The organism is Nocardia sp. NPDC004260 (genome assembly GCF_053603155.1).
This window is the reverse complement of the sequence record NZ_JBSGEZ010000026.1, coordinates 80,389-97,978: the sequence shown is the minus strand read 5'-3', so window position 1 is coordinate 97,978 and position 17,590 is coordinate 80,389. Positions and strand designations below refer to the sequence as shown.

The window sequence follows — 17,590 nt, the reverse complement described above, 5'->3', positions numbered from 1 at the left end:
CGAGCGACCGACCCAGGCCGTCACCCCGGCTCCCCCCGAGTCCCTTCCACGAACCCCGTAACAAGATCCGCGCAAAGGATGGTGCCCTAGTGACCCTCTCTGCCCGCGATACCGACGACCACTTCTACGCGACCGGCCGCGAGTCCCGCACCATCTATGCCCTGGTGCAGCACCGCGCGATGCAACCGGATGTGCTGGCCGAGTTCCTCGGCACCGGCCGCAACCACGTCTACGAGATGCTGGGCCGGTTGCGCGCCGGCGGAATGGTGCACCCGCTCACCCGGATCTCGACCGGCCCGAAGTGGATCGTGCCGACCCGCGCGGCCGTGGTGCGGGTGTTCGGCCACCCGATGCCGGACTGGCAGCCCTCCCGCTTGTGGTCTGCCCGAGGCCGTGCCATCGCCAAAGTCCGGATCGCGTTGGGCGCGAACGGGTTCTACGACTGGCGCTCGGAACGGGAACTGCGCTACGACACCGAATACCGCGGTGCCTACCCCTACGACGGGCAGCTGATCCTCGGCGGCGCAACAGTCGGAGTCAAGGTCGACGTCGGCAACTCGACCACGCCGAGCAAACTCGCCGAAACGCTGGTGCGCACCATCCGCACCGCCACCGACCTGTGCGACGGGCTGCTGTACGTGTGCACCGGAGACACCGAACCAGACACCGTGCTGCGCACCATCGACGAATTGACCCGTCACGGCGTCCTCGACAACGGTGCACTGACCGTCGCGGCCGTCGACTACGACGACCTCACCGACCCGAACATCCCGGTCCTCACCCCGTGGGGTGTCGCATGAACGCACCACTACGCACCACCGATGTGACAGCAGGCGACACGGTGCGCACCACGTGTGACAGCAGGCGGCACAGCGGTGCACAGCAGGCGACAGCAGCCGACACCGCCCATCGAGCCTCGGATATCGCCAGGTCACAGCGCTACACGTTCGGGACGAGCGAGACCACCGGCCAGCACGCATCGACTGGAGCCGCCGCCGACCCGACCAACCGGGACACATCAAGCGACAGCGTGTGCACCAGGGGCGACAGCGTGCGCACGACGCAACGCACCGGCAGCGACAGCGGTGCGCACCAAGCGACACCCGCCGGTGCGCCGCGCACCAGCCCGCGCACCGGATGTGACAACAGCGCACCGGACGCACCACCCACCTACGCCCAGCGCACCACCACCCGAACCACCGCGCCGCACCGAAACGGAGACACCACCATGACCACCGAGAATTTCTTGCAGGCGGCCGACCTCGAAGGTCTCACTGGCATCCCTGCGGCTACCTGGCGTTACTGGGCGCACAAGGGCGTCGGCCCGGCGAGCTTCAAACTCGGTCGTCGCCGCGTCTATCGCCAGAGTGTGATCGAAGCGTGGATCGCCGAGCAGGAAGCTCGCACCCAGACCGGGGGAGTGGCGTAGCCATGAACAGCGACGAACAGTGGCGGCAGCTCGACGAGTCGGCTTGGTACACAACCGAAGAGGTGGCGGTGTTTCTCCGCGTGGACGCGTCCAGTCTGCGCCGCTGGCGTACCGCTCGTCCTCCGCAAGGTCCTCCGTTCGTTGTGGTCTCCGATCGGGTGATCCGCTACAGCGGCGCCGATTTGAGGGCCTACCTGAAGACCAAGCGCATCGATCCGGCGGCGGCGTGATGGACGGCCAAGTACAGGTGATCCCGCTCGGGGTCTCGATCCGCGGTGACATCGAGTTCCGTGGGAAGGTTGGCGCGCACCGTGCGCGCGTGCGGTGGACCGACCCGGCGACGAAGCGGCGCGCCTCCAAATCGGAGTCCTTCAGCACCCGGGCGGAAGCGGAGGCTTGGATCGAACGTATCGAGCAGGCGACCGCTCGCGGTGTCGACCCGAAGACCGCTACGGCCACCCTCGCAGAGTACGGAAAGGCGCACTGGGATACCGCGATGCGCGGTGTGGAGCCCAAGACGCTCGATCCGTACCGCGCTGGCTGGCGGCTCCGGATCGTGCCGACGCTCGGACACCTGCCGGTCACGATGATGACGACTGGCCTCGCCGATCGGGCGGTATCCGTTTGGATCGCGGACGGCTGCGGCCAGTCCACCATCAAGAACACGCTCGCCGCACTGGCGCGGGTGTTGAATCAGGCCGTTCGCGATGAGGTCATCGACCGAAACCGCGTCGACGTGACGGGTTGGCAGCACCAGCTCGCGCGGCATGAAGACGAACTCGATGATCCTCGGGCGCTGGCGCTGCCGGACTGGGCGACGCTGCAACAGCTCGCTACGGCGCTCGTCGAGGCGTCGGCCGGTCGGTATCAGGGATGGGGCGACGCGGTGGTGTTCGCCGCGTGCACGGCAACCCGTATCGGTGAGGTCTCCGGGTGCCGGGTGCGCGACATCGACACCGATCAGTGGGTGTGGACGCTGCGGCGCCAGACCACTCCCGGCCCTGGCGGAATGCTGGACAAGGGCACGAAAGGCAAACGGGCGCGCACCATTCCGCTCATCGCGGAGATACAGCCCGTGATCCTGCGCCGGATCAACGCCGCTCGCGCCCGCGTGAACTCTGATCGTGCTCTGCGGGATACGAGCGACGACGACCTGCGGGAAGCGTTGATGAACGCGCGGTTGTTCGTCGGGCCGCGGGGCGGCCGGATCGCGACCGGCGTCCTGCGGAAGGCGACGCACTGGGATGAGGTCGTGGCGCAGCTGGGCTACGAGCATCTCCGGCGGCACGATCTGCGACACACTGGGCTGACCTGGTTCGCCGACGCGGGCGTGCCCTTGCACCGGTTGCAACGGATCGCCGGACATACCGATCCACGGATCACTCAGCGATACCTGCACCCGGATCTGGAAGCCCTCCGGGATGACGGGAACAGGCTGTCACAGCAACTACAGGGTGGTTCTGGTCCCAAAGTGGTCCCAAGCCTTCGGGTAGCCAGATAGCAGAAAACCCCTTCCGATGCTGGTCGGAAGGGGTTTTCTCTGTGTCGGGCTGACAGGATTTGAACCTGCGACCACTTGACCCCCAGTCAAGTGCGCTACCAAACTGCGCCACAGCCCGTTGCGTCCGCTGTGCGGGCGCTCGAAGAGATTACCGCACGAGGCTGGAGGGGTGCTAATCGGCTGGTCAGAGGGGGTGAAGTGTTGGGCTGGCCGGGGTGGATCGCCGGTCGGGGAGGGGTGGGTGGTCAGCGGTAGTCGTCCACGTGGTCTACGGCCCATTGGGCGAAGGTGCGGGCGGGTACGCCGGTGACCGACTCGGAAGTGGGGCCGACCGGGCTCGGTTCCGAGCCGGCCTTCGCCCACATGTCGAGGACGGGGCGGTAGTAGACGTCGGCTGCTTCCTCATAGGTCAGTTCGATCAGTTGGACCGGCTCGCCAAGGGCGGCGGCGATGGCGGCGACCTGCTGGTGGTGCGACAGGGATTCCGGGCCGGTGAGCGGGTAGGTCTTGCCCGCGTGGGAGGGGTCGTCGAGCGCCGCGATGGCCGCGTCGGCGATATCGGCCTCGTGGATGGGGGTCAGGTGCAGGTCGGGGAAGGGGACGCGGACGACGCGCTCGGCCTTGATGGTGGGAAACCAGGTGCGGGCGTTGGCGGCGAAGGCTCCCGGCCGCAGGACGGTCAGCGGCAGGCCCGATGCGCGCAGCGGGTTCTCGACCGCGAGATGCCTTGCGCCGATGGGGTTCTGGTCGTTCTCCGCCGCGATGGAGGACAGCAGCACGATGTGGGTGACGTCAGCGGCCTCGGCGGCGTCGATGAAGTTGCCGATGCCTTCCTCGGCGGCGTAGCAGAAGACCTTGTCCACACCCGCGAGGGCGGCGTTGACCGATTCCGGGTCGGTCAGGTCGAGTCCGACGAGTTCGACATCGTCCGGCACGGTGGTCTCGGCGGGACGAGAGCTGGCCGCGCGCACCGGTTTTCCGGCCGCGCGCAGCTGGTCGACGACGGTCCGGCCGACGATGCCGCGAACGCCGGTGACGAGGTAGGTCATGAAATATCTCCTTCGGAACGGGAATCGGTGAGATGGGCGAGAATGCGGCGCAACTGTTCGCCGTAGCGCTGCTCGAATTCGGCGGTCTGGGCCTCCACGCCGAACAGTTCGCGAACCTGGGCCGGCAGCAGCAGCGGGGCGATGACCATCCCCATCACCGCGAGCTGGAACGCGGCCGGGTCGAGGTCGGCGGCGACCTCGCCGCGCTCTTGCCGCCGCCTGGTCTCGGCGATGTCGGTCTCGGAGATCGGGTGCGTACCGGTCGGCGCGGCATCGGACAATCCCCGCCACATGAGCAAGCGGATGCCGCGGGGGTCGCGCAGACCGTCGCGGAGATAGTTCGTGACCACCTCGGCCAACGGCAGCGCCGGATCGCTGAAGGCGGCCTCACGCTCCAGCCAGTTCTGCTGGAGCGCCCGGTAGAGACCTTCCTTGCCGCCGAAGTAGTAGGTGATCAACTGCTTGTTGACACCGGCCCGCTGGGCGATATCACCTACCCGGGCACCAGCGTAGCCCTTGGCGGCGAACTCCTCCAAGGCGGCCTCGAGCAGGCAGCGTTTGGTGCGTTCGGCGTCGCGGACGCGGTGAGCGGGATCAGGTGTGCGGTGTGTCGCCACATGCCCAGATTAGGTCACTATTTTACAAATGGCTAATTGTTTTAGACGCTCGGTGGATAGGCCGAGGTGTGTTGCCTCGCACCGCAAGCCGCCCCATCGCTGTCAAACGAACGCCAGAGGCGGAGATGCCGGAAAGGTCACCGGAACGGCCGCCGGTGCGCGGTGGAAGGAGCTCGGTAGCCACTCCAGTTCGTCGGCGGGCACCGACAGCCGGATCTCCGGAAGGGCGTCCAGCAGTTGGTCGAGCGCTTCCTGGACGATGACCATGGCGACCGACTGGGCCGGACAGGTGTGCGGCCCGGCGCCCCAGGCCAGGTGCGAACGGTTGCCCTGGCGTTCGCCTGCCACCGCCGCGGGATCGTTGTTGCACGCCGCCAAACCGATCAACACCGGTTGGTGCTGGGGCAGCCACACATTCCCGACGATCTGCGGCTGGTTCGGGTATCGCACGCAGGAATTCGCCGTGGGAGGATCGGTGAACAGCACCTCGTCGATGGCGTCCCGGGTGGACAGCGCTCCGCCGAGCAGTTCGCCGCCGAATCGTTCATCGGTCACCAGCAACAGCACGGTGACCGCGATGAGGTTCCACGTAGGTTCGGCGCCCGTGGTGTACAACGAGGCCATCTGCTGCACGAGTTCGGTTTCGCTCAACCGAGCCGGATGCTGTACCAGCCAGGACGCCACATCCGCCGCGGGCACCGCGCGTTTGGCCGAGATCACCTCGAGCATCGCCGCGGCGAGCGTTCGATGGCTCGCCTCCGCCGAGGCCGCGTCGGCGGCGTCGCGCAGGCTCATCATCGCCGTATAGGCGTTCTGCCGGACCTCCGGCGGGAATCCCAATACCTCTTCCAGCACCCTGACGGTGAGCGGGATCGCGTACTGGCTGAGCAGATCCGCCGAACCGGCCGCGCAGAAACCGTTGATCAGCGACAGCGCGGTGTGTTCCACGGTGTCGCGCAGCGCGTGCAGGTCGATGCGATCGAGGCTGCCGGTGACGGCGTTCCGGTAGCGAGCATGCTCCTCTCCCGCTGTCCGCGACGCGTCCGGCCGCCAGCGCATCGCCCACGGCACCGGACATCCTTCCGGCACGTTCTGTTCCCATTCGCTGGGATCGGCCGAGAAATGCGCGGCGTCGGTGAGCACGTCCAATGCCGTGCGGTAATCGATGATCAATGTCGCGGGCACCTCCGGCGCTACTTCGACCGGGACGAGCGGACCGTGAGCGCTGCGCATCCGCCGGTATGCGGTGTGCGGGTCGGCCGCGAACTCGTTCGAATACAGCTTCACCCGCGCGCACCGTGGCGATCGAAGGACAGCGCAAGAGACGAGGGATCAGTCAAGACAGGCTCCTGGAAAGGAAATGCACGATCGAGAGCGGAATCCGCACGACTTCTCCGGCGTACGCGAATCCGGCCCTGCGCGGATTAGCCGGGTCGGCTACCGAAGGAAAGCGTGTGCGAGAGACCGACGACACGCAGCGGGTGAAAATAGTCGCAGGCCTGCCGATCGGATCGTGCATCCTGGCGATCCGTGTACCCGGTGCCACCTCGACATTTCTGAACTCCCCTGCTTACGCCGCCGGTATTCAGCGCCACGGCCCAACCCGGTCGTCATACCGACCGGTCCGCCAAAAGTGTTCGACCGCAGCGTAATTCGACTAACGAGGGGAGCATACCCAGGTCTGTCGTCCTTCGCAGCGCGAGCAATTCGAGACAGCCATGCCCCGCGAGCCATTCGCATCCGCGACGTTCTGCCCGGGCATGAATATTTGTCAACGCGTCTCTGACAAACGCGTGAACTGATCGCCCCAGACGTGGTGCGTCAAACCATGACACGCGTGGGCGACGACTGCGCAGGGGCCTGCACGACAGTCAATTTCGAACGTTTGCGCAGCGTGAATCCCAGCGTCTCGTACAAATGGATCGCCGACGTATTGCCGGCGGCAGCGTGCAGAAACGGTGTCTCTCCCCGCGCGCGGATGCCCGCGCCGACCGCGCGGACCAGGCGCGTGGCGAAGCCGCGGCCACGGAATCCGCCGTCGGTGCACACGGCGCTGATCTCGGTCCAGCCCGGCGGGTGCATGCGCTCTCCGGCCATCGCCACCAGTCTGCCGTCGACCCGCAGGCCCAGATAGGTGCCCATCTCGATGGTGCGTGGCGCGAATGGGCCAGGCCGGGTGCGAGCGATCAGCTTGAGGATCTCGGGCACGTCCGCCGCGGTGAGCCGTTCCAGTTCCGGGTCGTTGGCGACGCGCAGGGCGGTGCCGTCCATCTGCACCGAGTCCATTCGGTTCAGGACCGTCCAGCCGTCGGGCGGCACGTGGCCGTAGCCGCGCAACGCGGTGCTGCCGCCCGGCCCGAGAAGTGTGGCCAGGTCGGCCCAGTCTCGTTCGTCGAGCACCGGCGGGTGGCCGACGAACCTGGCGACCTCCGGGTCGTAGCGGCCGATCCGGCCCACCCAGCCGGCGAACCGGCGGTGTTCGCCACGCAGCGACGCCCGCACCGGGTCGTCGAGCGGGTGTAGCGAGGTATCGACGTCGACAATCGAATCAGTGGTCACCGCGCACTCCTCCACAGCAGCGTCCGACGAGAGAACGTTAGCGAGGCGCACGATCACCCGACACGGGTTGCGCTCACCGCGATTCCGATTCATAGACCGCGTGGAAGACTGGGCGGGTCATCGCGCGTGTGTCGAAACCTGCAATGTCTGCGACGTATTCGCGCCGGTGCGGAAGTCGGGCGCGAACGCCGCCACCGTCGCCAGGGCCGAGGCCGCGAAGCACAGCAGCACCGCCCAGCCGAGTGACGCCGACGACGCGGTTCCACCGAACGCCAGTAATACGCCGGTGGTGAGGGCGATGCAGAACGTGGCCGACAGCCGCTGCGTCAACTGCAGGAAGGACGCGGCCACCCCGTGCAACGACGAGGGCGAGAACGCCAGCGTCACCGCCCGCAGCGGCGGCTCCACCACACCGCTGGTGAGACCGCAGACGACTTGGATCGCGGCCAGCACGAGGAACAGAATCCACCCGTCCAGCAACAGTGTCGTGGCGGCGGTCGCCGCCATGCAGGCGGTTTGGACGACGAGCCCGTAGGCGACGACCACGGACCCGTGCACCGCGAAAAGCCGTTGCCCCCAACGCGCCGCGAAGATCCGGGCCAGCGCGGAGGGAATCAGCGCCAGCGCGACCACCAGCGCGGGGATCTTGTGGACCTGGAGGAAGTACACGGTCTTCACCGTGGTGAACGCGAGCATCGATCCGAACCACAGCAGCGCCACCACATTTCCCGTGACGTAGCCCCGGGAACGCATCAAGGGCGGCGCGAACAGCGGCAGACGGCCGCGGCGGGCGTATGCGCGCTCCCAGATGGCCAGTCCGGTGACGAGAAGTCCGCTCGCGCCGACGATGGCGGCGACCGCTGGGGCGGGAAGACCTGGATCGATGACGGGGATCGTCACGATGACGACGAGCAGCCCGAGCGCCGCGATCCCTGGGAGGTCCAGATCGGTCGAGCGGCGCCCACGGACGTCGCGAGGGAGCCCGCGGAGGCCGAGCGCGACCGTCGCGAGCGTGAACGGCACGGGCAGCACCAGCACGGCGCGCCAGCCCAGATCCGGCGGCAGCACCCAGAGTGCCGTCCCGGCGAGGACCGGCCCGGCGATCGCGGCCAGCGCGCCCGCGGTGGTGTACGCCGCGAGAGCGCGCAGGCGGGCGGCTCCGGTGAAGACATCCTGGATGACGCCGAGCACCTGCGCGCTGATCACGCCCGCGCCGAAGCCCTGCACCAACCGGCCCGCGATCAGCGGCCACGCGCCCGGGGCGAACGCGGAGACGACGGCGCCCACGAGGAAGAGCCCGAGTCCGGCGACGAACAGGTTGCGCCGGCCGTACGCGTCGCCGAGCCGCCCGGCGGGGGCGAGCCCGAGGCCGAAGGTCAGCGAGTACGACGCCAGGTACCACTGCACGTCCGAGTTCGCCAGACCGAGCGTCGACCGCACGTCCGGCGCCGTGAAAGCGACCGCCGCGGAGTCGAGCAGCGTCGCGAAGCCCGCCCCCAGACAGCACCAGAGAGCGGCAGCCCGATCACGGATGCCCGGTGGGCGGGTCACCGGGGATTGCGGTGAGTGCCTCAACTCGGCACCTGTCCCGCACCGCCGTGCGGCCTGATCCGGCCGCCGGTGGTCGTCGCATGCATGCCGGAAGTATCGAGCCGCGACGAACCGATCGGAAGCTTTAGGATCGCCCCGATCTCATGGCCGACTGCCCGGCATGCGCGCCGGAGGGGCGCCGAATCACACGCTTTCTTGACCTTCCGGTCGAAAACTATTACGGTTCGAATCATGGGCAGGCCGCGCAACTTCGACCCGGACACGGTGGTGGAGCGGGCCATGGAGGCGTTCTGGACCCATGGGTACGCCAACACCTCGCCAGCGCAACTGGCCGAGGCCACCGGGGTCGGCAAGGGGAGTCTCTACCACGCTTTCGGTAGCAAACGGGCGTTGTTCGACAAGGCTTTGGATCGCTACGACCGGCTCGGTGCCGAGCTGGCCGCCGAGATCCTGTCCCGCCCGGGTTCCACTCGCGACTGTCTGGCCACGTTCCTGTGCGGTCTGGTGGATTCCGACCTGGCCCAGCCGGTTCGGCGCGGCTGCTTGGCGGTGAACACCGCCATGGAACTGGGCGGACACGACCCGGAGATCACCCGCGCGGTCCGCGCCATGCAGGACCGTGTGATCGGAGCGTTGGAGGCTCGCATCGATCAGGGGCGGCGCGACGGTGACGTGCGCGCCGAGGCCGACCCCCGGGCGGCGGCCGAATTCTTGATGAACACCATCGTCGGCCTGCGAGTGATGGCCAAGACCTACGATGCGCCCACGTTGCATCGCGTCATCGATACCGCTTTGACCAGCCTCTGAATTCCGATGCCCGTCGTCGGCCCGCTTGCTGCCCACATTTTTGACCTGTAGTTCAAGAAAGAAAGGTTCCCTCATGGATCTCGAACTGTCCGGCAAGACCGCCGTCGTCACCGGAGCCGGTCGCGGCATCGGCCTCGCGGTGGCGGAGGCGTTGACCGCCGAAGGTGTCCGGGTGGTCGGCGCCGCGCGCACCATCACCCCAGAGCTCGAAAAGGCAAGTGTCGCGGCCGTTCCCGTCGACCTCTCCACTTCCGAGGGGGCGACTCGGTTGATCGATGCCGCCCTCGAAGAACTGGGCGGCGTCGATATCGTGATCAACAACGTCGGCGCGGTGAACGCCGCGCGCCTGGAGTTGGGCGGATTCCTCGAGGTCGAGGACGCGCAGTGGCGCGAGTTGTTCGACCTGAATCTGTTCAGTGCGATCTGGGTCACCCGTGCGGCCCTGCCCAGCCTGCTGGAACGGCGCGGCTCGATCGTCACCATCTCATCGATCAACAAGCATCTGCCCGCGGCGGGCCCGGTCGGTTACAGCGAGGCCAAGGCCGCGTTGACCGCCCTCACCAAGCGGCTCAGTGAGGAGTTCGGGCCGCGCGGAGTGCGGGTCAACACCGTCTCTCCCGGTGTGGTCGGCACGCCGCTGTGGCGTGGACCCGATGGCGTCGGCGCCAAGTTCGCTGCCGCGCAGGGGGTTTCGCAGGAAGAACTGCTCGCGGCCGTGCCCGAGCAGTTCGGCATCGCCTCCGGCCGGATCAGCGAGCCGGAGGAGGTCGCCGCTCTCGTCGCCTTCCTCGCGTCACCGAAAGCCGCCAATATCGTCGGTGCGGATTACGTCATCGACGGAGGCACCTTGAAGATCGCCTGACGAAGTCCGCGGCGGGAGTGCTCTCGTGCTCCCGCCGCATGGCTTCCTGGGTCGAATGCATTCGCGCACTTGATATTACGGTCTTGACCGGTATCTGTCGCGTCCGGAAGCGTCAGCGTGTAGCGTGGCTGGCCGGACGGCGCGGATAGGAGCGGACTGGTGCGTGTCCATCATCTGGATGCAGGGGGAACTCGTCCCTTCGGAGGCCGTTTGTTCGACGGCCGGCCGGGGTTTCGGCGTACGGCCGCCGGAGCTTGCCACTGTTTGCTGATCGAGCACTCCGCTGGATTGGTCCTGGTCGACACGGGTTACGGCGAGCAGGCGCTGTCCCGGCCGGATGCCTGGGTGGGGCGTCAACTCATCCGGCAATCGAATCCGGTTCTCGACCAGCCGATCGCACGCCAGGTCGAGGCGCTGGGCTTTTCCCGCGACGACGTCCGCGACGTCATCGTCACGCACCTCGATCTCGATCACGCCGGTGGCCTCGCCGATTTCCCGCAGGCCACCGTGCATGTGCACCGAGCGGAACTCGATGCCGTCGCGGGCCCCTTCGGCAGGCGCGAGAAGTTGCGGTATCGGCCGATACAATTCGAGCACGGCCCCGAGTGGTCGGTGTACGACGAAACCGACAGCGACGCGGAGCGCTGGTTCGGGTTCCAGGCGGTGCGTGAACTGCGGGGGCTGCCGCCGGAAATTCTCATGGTTCCGCTGGCCGGACACACGCGCGGTCATGTCGGCGTCGCCGTCGACACCGGAAACGGCTGGCTGTTGCACGCCGGTGACGCGTACACCTATCACGGGCAGATGCGTGCGAAGCCGTCGATGCCGTTGGGCGCGCGAATCTTCCAGTGGTATGTGGACACTCGGCGACAGTCCCGCATCGAGAATCAGCAGCGGCTACGGGAACTCGTCCGCGACAACGGCGAAGCGGTGACGGTTTTCTCCGCCCACTGTGCGACGGAGTTCGAACGACTTCGCGGTTGACACCCGACGCCCGGAGCGGCACGCGCCTTCCGTGATCCGCCGCCGAGGGATCGGTGCGACGGCCGACCCCGAGGGGCGGGTTCATCGCCGGGCGATCGCCCGCGCCACGCTGCGGAAGAGCTTGCGCCGAAGGTTCGTCCGTGCCCTGGCGAGCAGCGGTGGCACCGGCGCCGGTGCGGTCGCGCCGAAGCGGGGGAAGAGCGCGATGGCATTCTCGCGCTGAATGTTTCGCCGCGTGCCGTCGTCACATCCGGGAAAGGTGTCGAGCCCGGCGTTGAAATAGTGCACGGCGGGTTCGGGTGCGAAAGGCCAGTCGCTGCCGTAGAGCACGTGCCCGGGTTCGGCGAACGCGAGCAGGGACGGCAGTGCCGCCGCGCTCGCCGACAACGCGGTATCGAAATAGAATCCGGCGAAGTCGTCCAGGATGTCCAGCGGGCTGCGCCCGGTGTCGTTGAAGATGGCCAGTGCCATGCGGTGTGCGGCGTAGGGGACGAACCCGCCGGCGTGGGCGAGGACGAAGCGGATGTTGGGATACCGCCGCCGAATGCCATTGCGCACGAGCAGGTATGCCGCGCGGGTGGTGTCGAGTAGGAAATCCGCCGCGAATGGCGCGACGCCCGGCACGGCGGGCGCGGGCAGGTCCGCGGGGTGGACGAACGCGACGGCCGATCGCCGGTCCAGCACCCGGAAGAGGTCGTCCTGCCCGTCCTCGCCCAGATAGGTCCCCGCCGCGTTGCCGAGGAGGACGACGCCGTCGGCGTGCAGGTCGTCGAGGGCACGTCGAGCCTCGTCGGCGGCCGCGGTGACGTCGGGCATGGCGAGGGTGGCGAAGAACCCGAACCGGCCGGGTTCGGACTGCGCCAGCGCGGCGGTGTAGTCGTTGACCGAGCGGGCGAGTGCGGCCGCCTGCGCCGGGTCGGCCAGGAAGGTGGTGCCAGGCGTCGACACCGACAGCACCGCCGAAGCGATCCCGGCCCGCGTCATCGACGCACGCGCCGCCTCGGGACTCCACTCGGGCAGTGCACGCCCGCCCGGGGCGGTCACGCCGTGCGCCCGCAGCGCTTCGGCATAGTCCGGCGGGATCAGGTGCTGATGCACGTCGATGCGATTCATGGGGTTCTACCAGTCCTTTCTCCGTGCGCACCGGGCTCGAAGAGGTCCGGATCCTCACTCTGGCCCACTCCCGGGGCGTTGCGCAAGCAGTTCTGATGATTTCATCATCTTTGCTTGACAGACTATTTCTACATAACTGATGATTGCATCAGATGTACGATCTTGGAGGTAGTGATGACAACCGGCAGTGCCGCCGAGACCGGGCGGATGATCCGGGTCGGCAATCGAGACATCTTCTACAGCGAAGCCGGCGCGGGCGCCGCCGTGGTGCTCTTGCACGGGGGCGGACCTGGAGCCAGCGGCAGGTCGAACTACTCCCGCAACATCGAGGCGCTGGCCCGGCGTTTCCGGGTGATCGTTCCGGACATGCCCGGCTACGGGCGCTCGACCAAGTGCATCGACCAGTCCGATCCGTTCGGCGACTTGGCCGCGGCGGTCGGTGGGTTGCTCGACGCCCTCGATATCGACTCGGCACACCTGGTCGGCAACTCCTATGGAGGAGCGGCGGCGTTGCGGTTGGCCATGGACCGGCCCGAGAAGGTGCGGAAGCTGATCCTCATGGGCCCCGGTGGGGTGGGCACCACGCGCGCGTTGCCGACCAAAGGCTTGCAGTCGTTGCTGTCCTATTACGGCGGTGACGGCCCGAGCCGGGCCAAGCTGGCCGAGTTCATCCGCGAGTATCTGGTTCACGATGCCAGCGGTGTCACCGAGGAGATCATCGACGACCGTTTTCGGGCCAGTCTCGATCCCGACGTGCTCGCCGATCCGCCCTTGCGGCGCCCCCCGGGACCGTCGGCATTGCGAACGCTGTGGCGGATGGACTTCACCCGCGACGCCCGGTTGTCGGGCGTGCGCAATCCGACGCTGGTGATCTGGGGCGCCGAGGACAAGGTGAACCGGCCCGACGGTGGGCGCATGCTCGCCGAGCGGATGCCGAACTGCGATCTGTACCTGGCGGCGGAGACCGGCCACTGGGTGCAGTGGGAGCGCGCGGAGCTGTTCAACGAGCTGGCCGTCGCGTTCCTGGGAGCGGCGTGATGAGCGAGCGCACGGGCCGGGCAACCGGTGGGTCGGTGTTCGGCGCGGTACATCTGGGCTATGTCGTCGTGCATTCGCGGCGACTGGCCGACTGGCGCCGGTTCGGCGGGTTGGCCATCGGGATGCACGTCGACGAACTGGACACCGATGTGTTGCGCTTTCGTCTGGACGACCACGCCTGCCGCCTCCTCGTCCGGCACGGCACGGCAGAGGACGTCACCGCGCTGGGCTGGCAGGTGGACGACCACGAGACCTTCGACCGCATCCTTGCCCGGGTCAGCGACCGCGGCGTGCCGATCGAGGAAGGCACCGCCGAGCAGGCGGCGGCTCGCGGTGTACAGCGCCTGTGGCGCTTCCCCGGCCCCAAGGGCATCGCCACCGAAATCTTCACAACGCCGGTGACCGGTCCGGAACCCTTGCGGATGCTCAGTTCCGGCTGGGTCACCGGGGAGGCGGGGATGGGCCACGTGGCGATCGTCTCCCGTGAACCGGAGTCGATGCGCTGCTACTACGACACGGTGTTCGACGCGCGGTTGACGGACTACATCGACGAGAACATCTCCGGCTTGACGATGAAGATCCGGTTCTTGCGAGTGAACGAGCGTCACCATTCGATCGCGATCGCGAACCTGCGCGGGATGAAGATCGATCCGCTGCGGACCCGGGTGCAGCACATCAATATCCAGTCCGCGAGCCTGGAGGACATGCTGGCAGCGTTCGGCCGGGTCACCGATCTGGGTTTCCGGATGGCGTGGTCGGTCGGCCAGCACACCAACGATCGCGAATTGTCGTTCTATTGCGTGACGCCGTCCGGTTTCGAGCTGGAGGTCGGCTGGAATCCGGTGGTGATCGGCCCGGAACTGGAATCGACCTGGGAACCGAGCACCTATCAGGGCATCAGCATCTGGGGCCACACCGCGGTGGGGGAGACGGTGCTGGACAAGTTCGCCCAGTTCCGGCAAGCCCTGCGGACCATCAGGACTCCGGAACCCACTGTCGCCGAACTGACGGGAGGACTGTCGCGATGAGCGCTCTCGATGTCGATGTGGTGGTGGTCGGCCTCGGCCCGACCGGTTTGACCCTGGCCAACCTGCTGGGACGGCGAGGGGTGCGAGTGCTGGCGCTGGAACGGGAGCCGGAGTACTACGGGTTGGCCCGCGCGGTCTACACCGATGACGAAGGCATGCGGGTGTTCCAGACAGACGGTGCCGCAGACGAATTGGCGGCGGACATGAACGTCGATTCGACCGTGCAGTGGGTGCGCGGGGACGGCTCGGTGCTGGCGCAGTTCCATCGGACCGACCGGCCGCTGGGCTGGCCCGTGGTCAACTTCCTGTACCAGCCGTATCTGGAGAACACGCTCGAACGGACACTCGACCGCTATCCGCATGTCACGGTGCGGCGCGGTCGCGAGGTGGTCGACTTCGACCAGGATGCCGACGGCGTGCACGTCGAGCACGCCGAATGCCGGGGCACGGGCTACGGCAAGCACCCGGCGGACACCGATCCGCGCACGGCCGAACGGGTGCGGGCGAAGTTCCTGGTCGGCTGCGACGGCGGGCGGAGCGTGGTGCGCACCAAGCTCGGTATCGAGATGTCCGGCACCAGTTTTCCGGAACGGTGGCTGGTCGTCGATCTGAGAGCCCGTGACGGTGTCGATGCGTTCCGGCATCTGCCGTATTTCAACTTCGTGTGCGACCCGGAACTGCCGATCGTGTCCTGCCCGCAGCCGGACCGGCATCACCGGTTCGAGTTCATGCTGTCGGAATCCCAGACCAAAGAGGAGATGGAGGACCCGGAGACCGTACGCCGCTACATCGCACGCTTCGTCGACCCGGACGAAGTGGAGGTGCTGCGCAAACTCGTCTACACCTTCAACGCGGTTGTCGCCGATCGCTGGCGCGACGGGCGGATCCTCGTTGCGGGGGACGCCGCGCACATGACCCCGCAGTTCATCGGTCAAGGCATGAATTCCGGAGTGCGCGACGCGGACAACCTGTCCTGGAAGCTGACCGCGATCATCGAACACGGTGCGGCGCTGGACATCCTGGACAGCTACGAGTCCGAGCGGAGGCCGCACGCGAAGGCGATGATCGATCTGTCGGTGTTGAACAAGCAGATCGTCTCGCTCGACAACAGGCTGCTCGCGGCGGCCAGGGACATCGGGCTCACCACCGCGCTGCGGGTGCCGGGGCTCGGCGGCTGGATCCGCGGCGCGAAAATGAAACCGCGGCCGCGCTTCCGTCGCGGCGCCTATCTCGGTCTGCCCCGGCGCGTGCTGCGTGGTATCGAGGGAACCCTTGCCCCACAACCGGACATCCGCGACTACAACGGACGTCACCGGCGCTTGGACGAGGCGTTGGGCATCGGATTCGCGGTCCTGGGCTACGGCACCGATCCGCGCCGGGCCTTCGGGCCGGAGGAATTGGCATTCCTGCGTGGTCTCGACGCCTCCTTCGTCACCGTGTATCCGCTCGGTGGACGCCCGCAGGGCAAGCCGGGCGACGGCCGCGACGACGTCACCGACATCGAAGACCACACCGGCACTCTGACCCGCTGGTTCGGCAAGGCCGGACTGCGTCCCGGCGGTGTCCTCGTGCTGCGCCCCGACCGATTCGTCTTCGGCGCCGCCGCGGCCGGGCACGGCGCGTCATTGGTCACCGAACTCGCACGGCAACTGGGCATCTTTCCGATGTCGCGAGTGGAACAGCCCGACACCCGCGCGCAGTACGAGCAGGCCTGACAACCTCGCGCCGCATGTGCACAGCTGCGGCTGCGGTGGCAGCGGCCCGGATACCGGCTTGCAGCACGTGAGAGGTCACCTCGTCCGACAGCGCACCGGCATCAGCATCGGGCTGCCGGTCGAGCCCCGCGCGCTGCCTTGCCGCCCGATCCGGCCCAGGGAGTCGGGCGAGCCGCGATTGGCCTCGAGTTTGCCGAGATGGACCGTTGTAGGGCGTGTTCTGGTGGAGCGAGGTAGCGTGAAGAGGTGTCGGCCGAGGCAGGCCACGGCGAAACAGCGTGGTCGTCCCCGTCGGCAGCGCGTGGTCGGTGCGTTCACATCGTGGTCCGTACCCGGCCGGAAGCCGCCCGGCGGCTTCCGCTGAACAGCAGTGCCGGTTCGTGCGAAAGATCCGCCATCATGAGTGTTCGCGCCCCCCTTTACCACGAGGTGCTCTCCCGCGAGGAGTTGCCGGACGAGTTCTTCGGACTCTTCCTCGACCCGACCCGCACCTACAGCTGTGCTTTCTGGTCCCACCCCGACGACACCTTGGAGAAAGCCCAGACGGCGAAGATCGACCTGGCCTTGGCCAAGTGCGATCTACAGCCGGGAATGGCGCTGCTGGACGTCGGTTGTGGCTGGGGCTCCACCATGCTGCGCGCCATGGACACCTACGGGGTGAACACGATCGGGCTGACCCGCAGCCGTAACCAGTACCGATACGTGCGGGACATGCTCGTCGACCGGCTGATCCGGGGCCGTCCGTACGGTGGGGTGCGCGTGCAGGGCTGGGAGGACTTCGACCGGCGCACCGACCGGATCGTCTGCATCGGAGCGCTGGAACACCTGCCGGTGGACCGCTACGGAGAGTTCTTCGATTTCGCCTACCGGATCATGCCCTCCGACGGGGTGCTGCTGTTGCAGACCGTGGTCAGCTACAGCCGCGAACATCTGCGGGCACACGGTACCCAGATCACCAGCGACGACTTCGCGTTCTTGCGATTCCTGCGCGAGACCATCTTCCCCGGCGGCGAGCTTCCGCTGCCGACCGGTCATCATCCCAAAGGGGTCACCGAATACGCCGAGGACGCCGGATTCACCGTCGCTGACATCCAGGCACTGGGACCGCACTACACCACGACCCTGGACTGCTGGGCCGACGCCCTCCACGAGAGCAGGGACCGGGCAATCGAGCTCGCCGGGCGGGACACCTACAACGCCTATATCCGGTATCTGACCGGTTCCGCCGAGTACTTCCGCCGCGGGCATACCGACGTCATGCAGTTCACCTGTCTCAAACCCGACGCTCGGCGCCCGCCCCGGCCGCACTGAATCCGTACCCTCGCCTGCCGGGCGGC

Annotated in this window: 17 protein-coding genes and 1 tRNA gene; 11 read left to right on the top strand and 7 right to left on the bottom strand. The window is 67.5% G+C overall.

Translation table 11 applies throughout. The features are described from left to right. The first annotated feature begins 89 nt into the window (after positions 1 to 89). Genes ACWEO7_RS17375 through ACWEO7_RS17360 form a run of 4 tightly spaced genes read left to right on the top strand, consistent with a single transcriptional unit; the run spans position 90 to position 2,930 of the window. The gene (locus ACWEO7_RS17375; protein WP_452424396.1) at positions 90 to 800 is read left to right on the top strand and encodes a hypothetical protein; all 711 of its coding nucleotides are present in this window, start codon (positions 90 to 92) and stop codon (positions 798 to 800) included. Then, positions 797 to 1,429 carry a helix-turn-helix transcriptional regulator gene (locus tag ACWEO7_RS17370; protein WP_452424395.1) on the top strand — a complete coding sequence of 211 codons (633 nt, stop codon included), beginning with the start codon at positions 797 to 799 and terminating at the stop codon, positions 1,427 to 1,429. Before ACWEO7_RS17375 ends, ACWEO7_RS17370 begins: the two co-directional genes overlap by 4 nt. Before the next feature lie 2 nt (positions 1,430 to 1,431). Next, positions 1,432 to 1,659: a helix-turn-helix domain-containing protein gene (locus ACWEO7_RS17365; RefSeq protein WP_452424393.1), complete on the top strand. Its 228-nt coding sequence runs from the start codon at positions 1,432 to 1,434 to the stop codon at positions 1,657 to 1,659. After that, positions 1,659 to 2,930: a site-specific integrase gene (locus ACWEO7_RS17360; RefSeq protein ID WP_452424392.1), complete on the top strand. Its 1,272-nt coding sequence runs from the start codon at positions 1,659 to 1,661 to the stop codon at positions 2,928 to 2,930. Before ACWEO7_RS17365 ends, ACWEO7_RS17360 begins: the two co-directional genes overlap by 1 nt. A 44-nt stretch (positions 2,931 to 2,974) precedes the next feature. Here the strand turns inward: ACWEO7_RS17360 and ACWEO7_RS17355 are convergent. From ACWEO7_RS17355 to ACWEO7_RS17330, 6 genes are all read right to left on the bottom strand, one after another. Next, positions 2,975 to 3,048: transfer RNA gene (locus ACWEO7_RS17355), tRNA-Pro, on the bottom strand. A gap of 127 nt (positions 3,049 to 3,175) precedes the next feature. Continuing rightward, the gene (locus tag ACWEO7_RS17350; RefSeq protein WP_452424390.1) at positions 3,176 to 3,979 is read right to left on the bottom strand and encodes an SDR family oxidoreductase; all 804 of its coding nucleotides are present in this window, start codon (positions 3,977 to 3,979) and stop codon (positions 3,176 to 3,178) included. Continuing rightward, positions 3,976 to 4,596: a TetR/AcrR family transcriptional regulator gene (locus tag ACWEO7_RS17345; RefSeq protein WP_452424388.1), complete on the bottom strand. Its 621-nt coding sequence runs from the start codon at positions 4,594 to 4,596 to the stop codon at positions 3,976 to 3,978. Before ACWEO7_RS17345 ends, ACWEO7_RS17350 begins: the two co-directional genes overlap by 4 nt. 102 nt (positions 4,597 to 4,698) lie before the next feature. Next, positions 4,699 to 5,883, bottom strand: a complete 1,185-nt coding sequence (locus ACWEO7_RS17340; protein WP_452424386.1) for a cytochrome P450 — start codon at positions 5,881 to 5,883, stop codon at positions 4,699 to 4,701. A gap of 534 nt (positions 5,884 to 6,417) precedes the next feature. After that, complete coding sequence (locus ACWEO7_RS17335) at positions 6,418 to 7,155, bottom strand: GNAT family N-acetyltransferase (RefSeq protein WP_452424385.1); 738 nt, start codon at positions 7,153 to 7,155, stop codon at positions 6,418 to 6,420. A gap of 117 nt (positions 7,156 to 7,272) precedes the next feature. Continuing rightward, positions 7,273 to 8,730, bottom strand: coding sequence for an MFS transporter (locus ACWEO7_RS17330; RefSeq protein ID WP_452424383.1), 1,458 nt, complete (start codon positions 8,728 to 8,730; stop codon positions 7,273 to 7,275). 207 nt (positions 8,731 to 8,937) lie between these two features. Between ACWEO7_RS17330 and ACWEO7_RS17325 the strand changes: the two genes are divergently transcribed. The 3 genes from ACWEO7_RS17325 to ACWEO7_RS17315 all read left to right on the top strand — a co-directional run bounded on the left by ACWEO7_RS17325 (position 8,938) and on the right by ACWEO7_RS17315 (position 11,359). Next, a complete protein-coding gene (locus ACWEO7_RS17325; RefSeq protein ID WP_452424381.1) occupies positions 8,938 to 9,513 on the top strand; it encodes a TetR/AcrR family transcriptional regulator in 576 nt (191 codons plus the stop codon). A 73-nt stretch (positions 9,514 to 9,586) separates the two neighbouring features. After that, complete coding sequence (locus ACWEO7_RS17320) at positions 9,587 to 10,375, top strand: oxidoreductase (protein ID WP_450017303.1); 789 nt, start codon at positions 9,587 to 9,589, stop codon at positions 10,373 to 10,375. A 159-nt stretch (positions 10,376 to 10,534) separates the two neighbouring features. Continuing rightward, positions 10,535 to 11,359: an MBL fold metallo-hydrolase gene (locus tag ACWEO7_RS17315; protein ID WP_452424380.1), complete on the top strand. Its 825-nt coding sequence runs from the start codon at positions 10,535 to 10,537 to the stop codon at positions 11,357 to 11,359. 81 nt (positions 11,360 to 11,440) lie between these two features. On the opposite strand, the gene ACWEO7_RS17310 is transcribed toward ACWEO7_RS17315, so the two are convergent. Then, the gene (locus tag ACWEO7_RS17310; RefSeq protein WP_452424378.1) at positions 11,441 to 12,472 is read right to left on the bottom strand and encodes an amidohydrolase family protein; all 1,032 of its coding nucleotides are present in this window, start codon (positions 12,470 to 12,472) and stop codon (positions 11,441 to 11,443) included. 174 nt (positions 12,473 to 12,646) lie between these two features. On the opposite strand from ACWEO7_RS17310, the gene ACWEO7_RS17305 reads away from it, so the two are divergent. The 4 genes from ACWEO7_RS17305 (at position 12,647) to ACWEO7_RS17290 (ending at position 17,564) form a co-directional block, all read left to right on the top strand. Next, positions 12,647 to 13,510 carry an alpha/beta hydrolase gene (locus ACWEO7_RS17305; protein WP_452424376.1) on the top strand — a complete coding sequence of 288 codons (864 nt, stop codon included), beginning with the start codon at positions 12,647 to 12,649 and terminating at the stop codon, positions 13,508 to 13,510. Beyond that, entirely contained in the window at positions 13,510 to 14,538 is a 1,029-nt protein-coding gene (locus ACWEO7_RS17300) for a VOC family protein (RefSeq protein ID WP_452424374.1), read from the top strand. Before ACWEO7_RS17305 ends, ACWEO7_RS17300 begins: the two co-directional genes overlap by 1 nt. Further along, entirely contained in the window at positions 14,535 to 16,253 is a 1,719-nt protein-coding gene (gene mhpA, locus ACWEO7_RS17295; RefSeq protein ID WP_452424372.1) for a bifunctional 3-(3-hydroxy-phenyl)propionate/3-hydroxycinnamic acid hydroxylase MhpA, read from the top strand. The genes ACWEO7_RS17300 and mhpA overlap by 4 nt, the downstream gene beginning before the upstream one ends. Positions 16,254 to 16,652: 399 nt before the next feature. Further along, positions 16,653 to 17,564, top strand: coding sequence for a class I SAM-dependent methyltransferase (locus tag ACWEO7_RS17290; RefSeq protein ID WP_452424371.1), 912 nt, complete (start codon positions 16,653 to 16,655; stop codon positions 17,562 to 17,564). Positions 17,565 to 17,590 lie beyond the last annotated feature (26 nt).

What these genes read in the sequence shown, in the direction of transcription:
- ACWEO7_RS17370 (WP_452424395.1), top strand. Translation starts at nt 797, where the DNA reads ATGAACGCACCACTACGCACCACCGATGTGACAGCAGGCGACACGGTG.
- ACWEO7_RS17365 (WP_452424393.1), top strand. Translation starts at nt 1,432, where the DNA reads ATGAACAGCGACGAACAGTGGCGGCAGCTCGACGAGTCGGCTTGGTAC.
- ACWEO7_RS17360 (WP_452424392.1), top strand. Translation starts at nt 1,659, where the DNA reads ATGGACGGCCAAGTACAGGTGATCCCGCTCGGGGTCTCGATCCGCGGT.
- ACWEO7_RS17350 (WP_452424390.1), bottom strand. Translation starts at nt 3,979, where the DNA reads ATGACCTACCTCGTCACCGGCGTTCGCGGCATCGTCGGCCGGACCGTC.
- ACWEO7_RS17325 (WP_452424381.1), top strand. Translation starts at nt 8,938, where the DNA reads ATGGGCAGGCCGCGCAACTTCGACCCGGACACGGTGGTGGAGCGGGCC.
- ACWEO7_RS17320 (WP_450017303.1), top strand. Translation starts at nt 9,587, where the DNA reads ATGGATCTCGAACTGTCCGGCAAGACCGCCGTCGTCACCGGAGCCGGT.
- ACWEO7_RS17310 (WP_452424378.1), bottom strand. Translation starts at nt 12,472, where the DNA reads ATGAATCGCATCGACGTGCATCAGCACCTGATCCCGCCGGACTATGCC.
- ACWEO7_RS17305 (WP_452424376.1), top strand. Translation starts at nt 12,647, where the DNA reads ATGACAACCGGCAGTGCCGCCGAGACCGGGCGGATGATCCGGGTCGGC.
- ACWEO7_RS17300 (WP_452424374.1), top strand. Translation starts at nt 13,510, where the DNA reads ATGAGCGAGCGCACGGGCCGGGCAACCGGTGGGTCGGTGTTCGGCGCG.
- mhpA (WP_452424372.1), top strand. Translation starts at nt 14,535, where the DNA reads ATGAGCGCTCTCGATGTCGATGTGGTGGTGGTCGGCCTCGGCCCGACC.
- ACWEO7_RS17290 (WP_452424371.1), top strand. Translation starts at nt 16,653, where the DNA reads ATGAGTGTTCGCGCCCCCCTTTACCACGAGGTGCTCTCCCGCGAGGAG.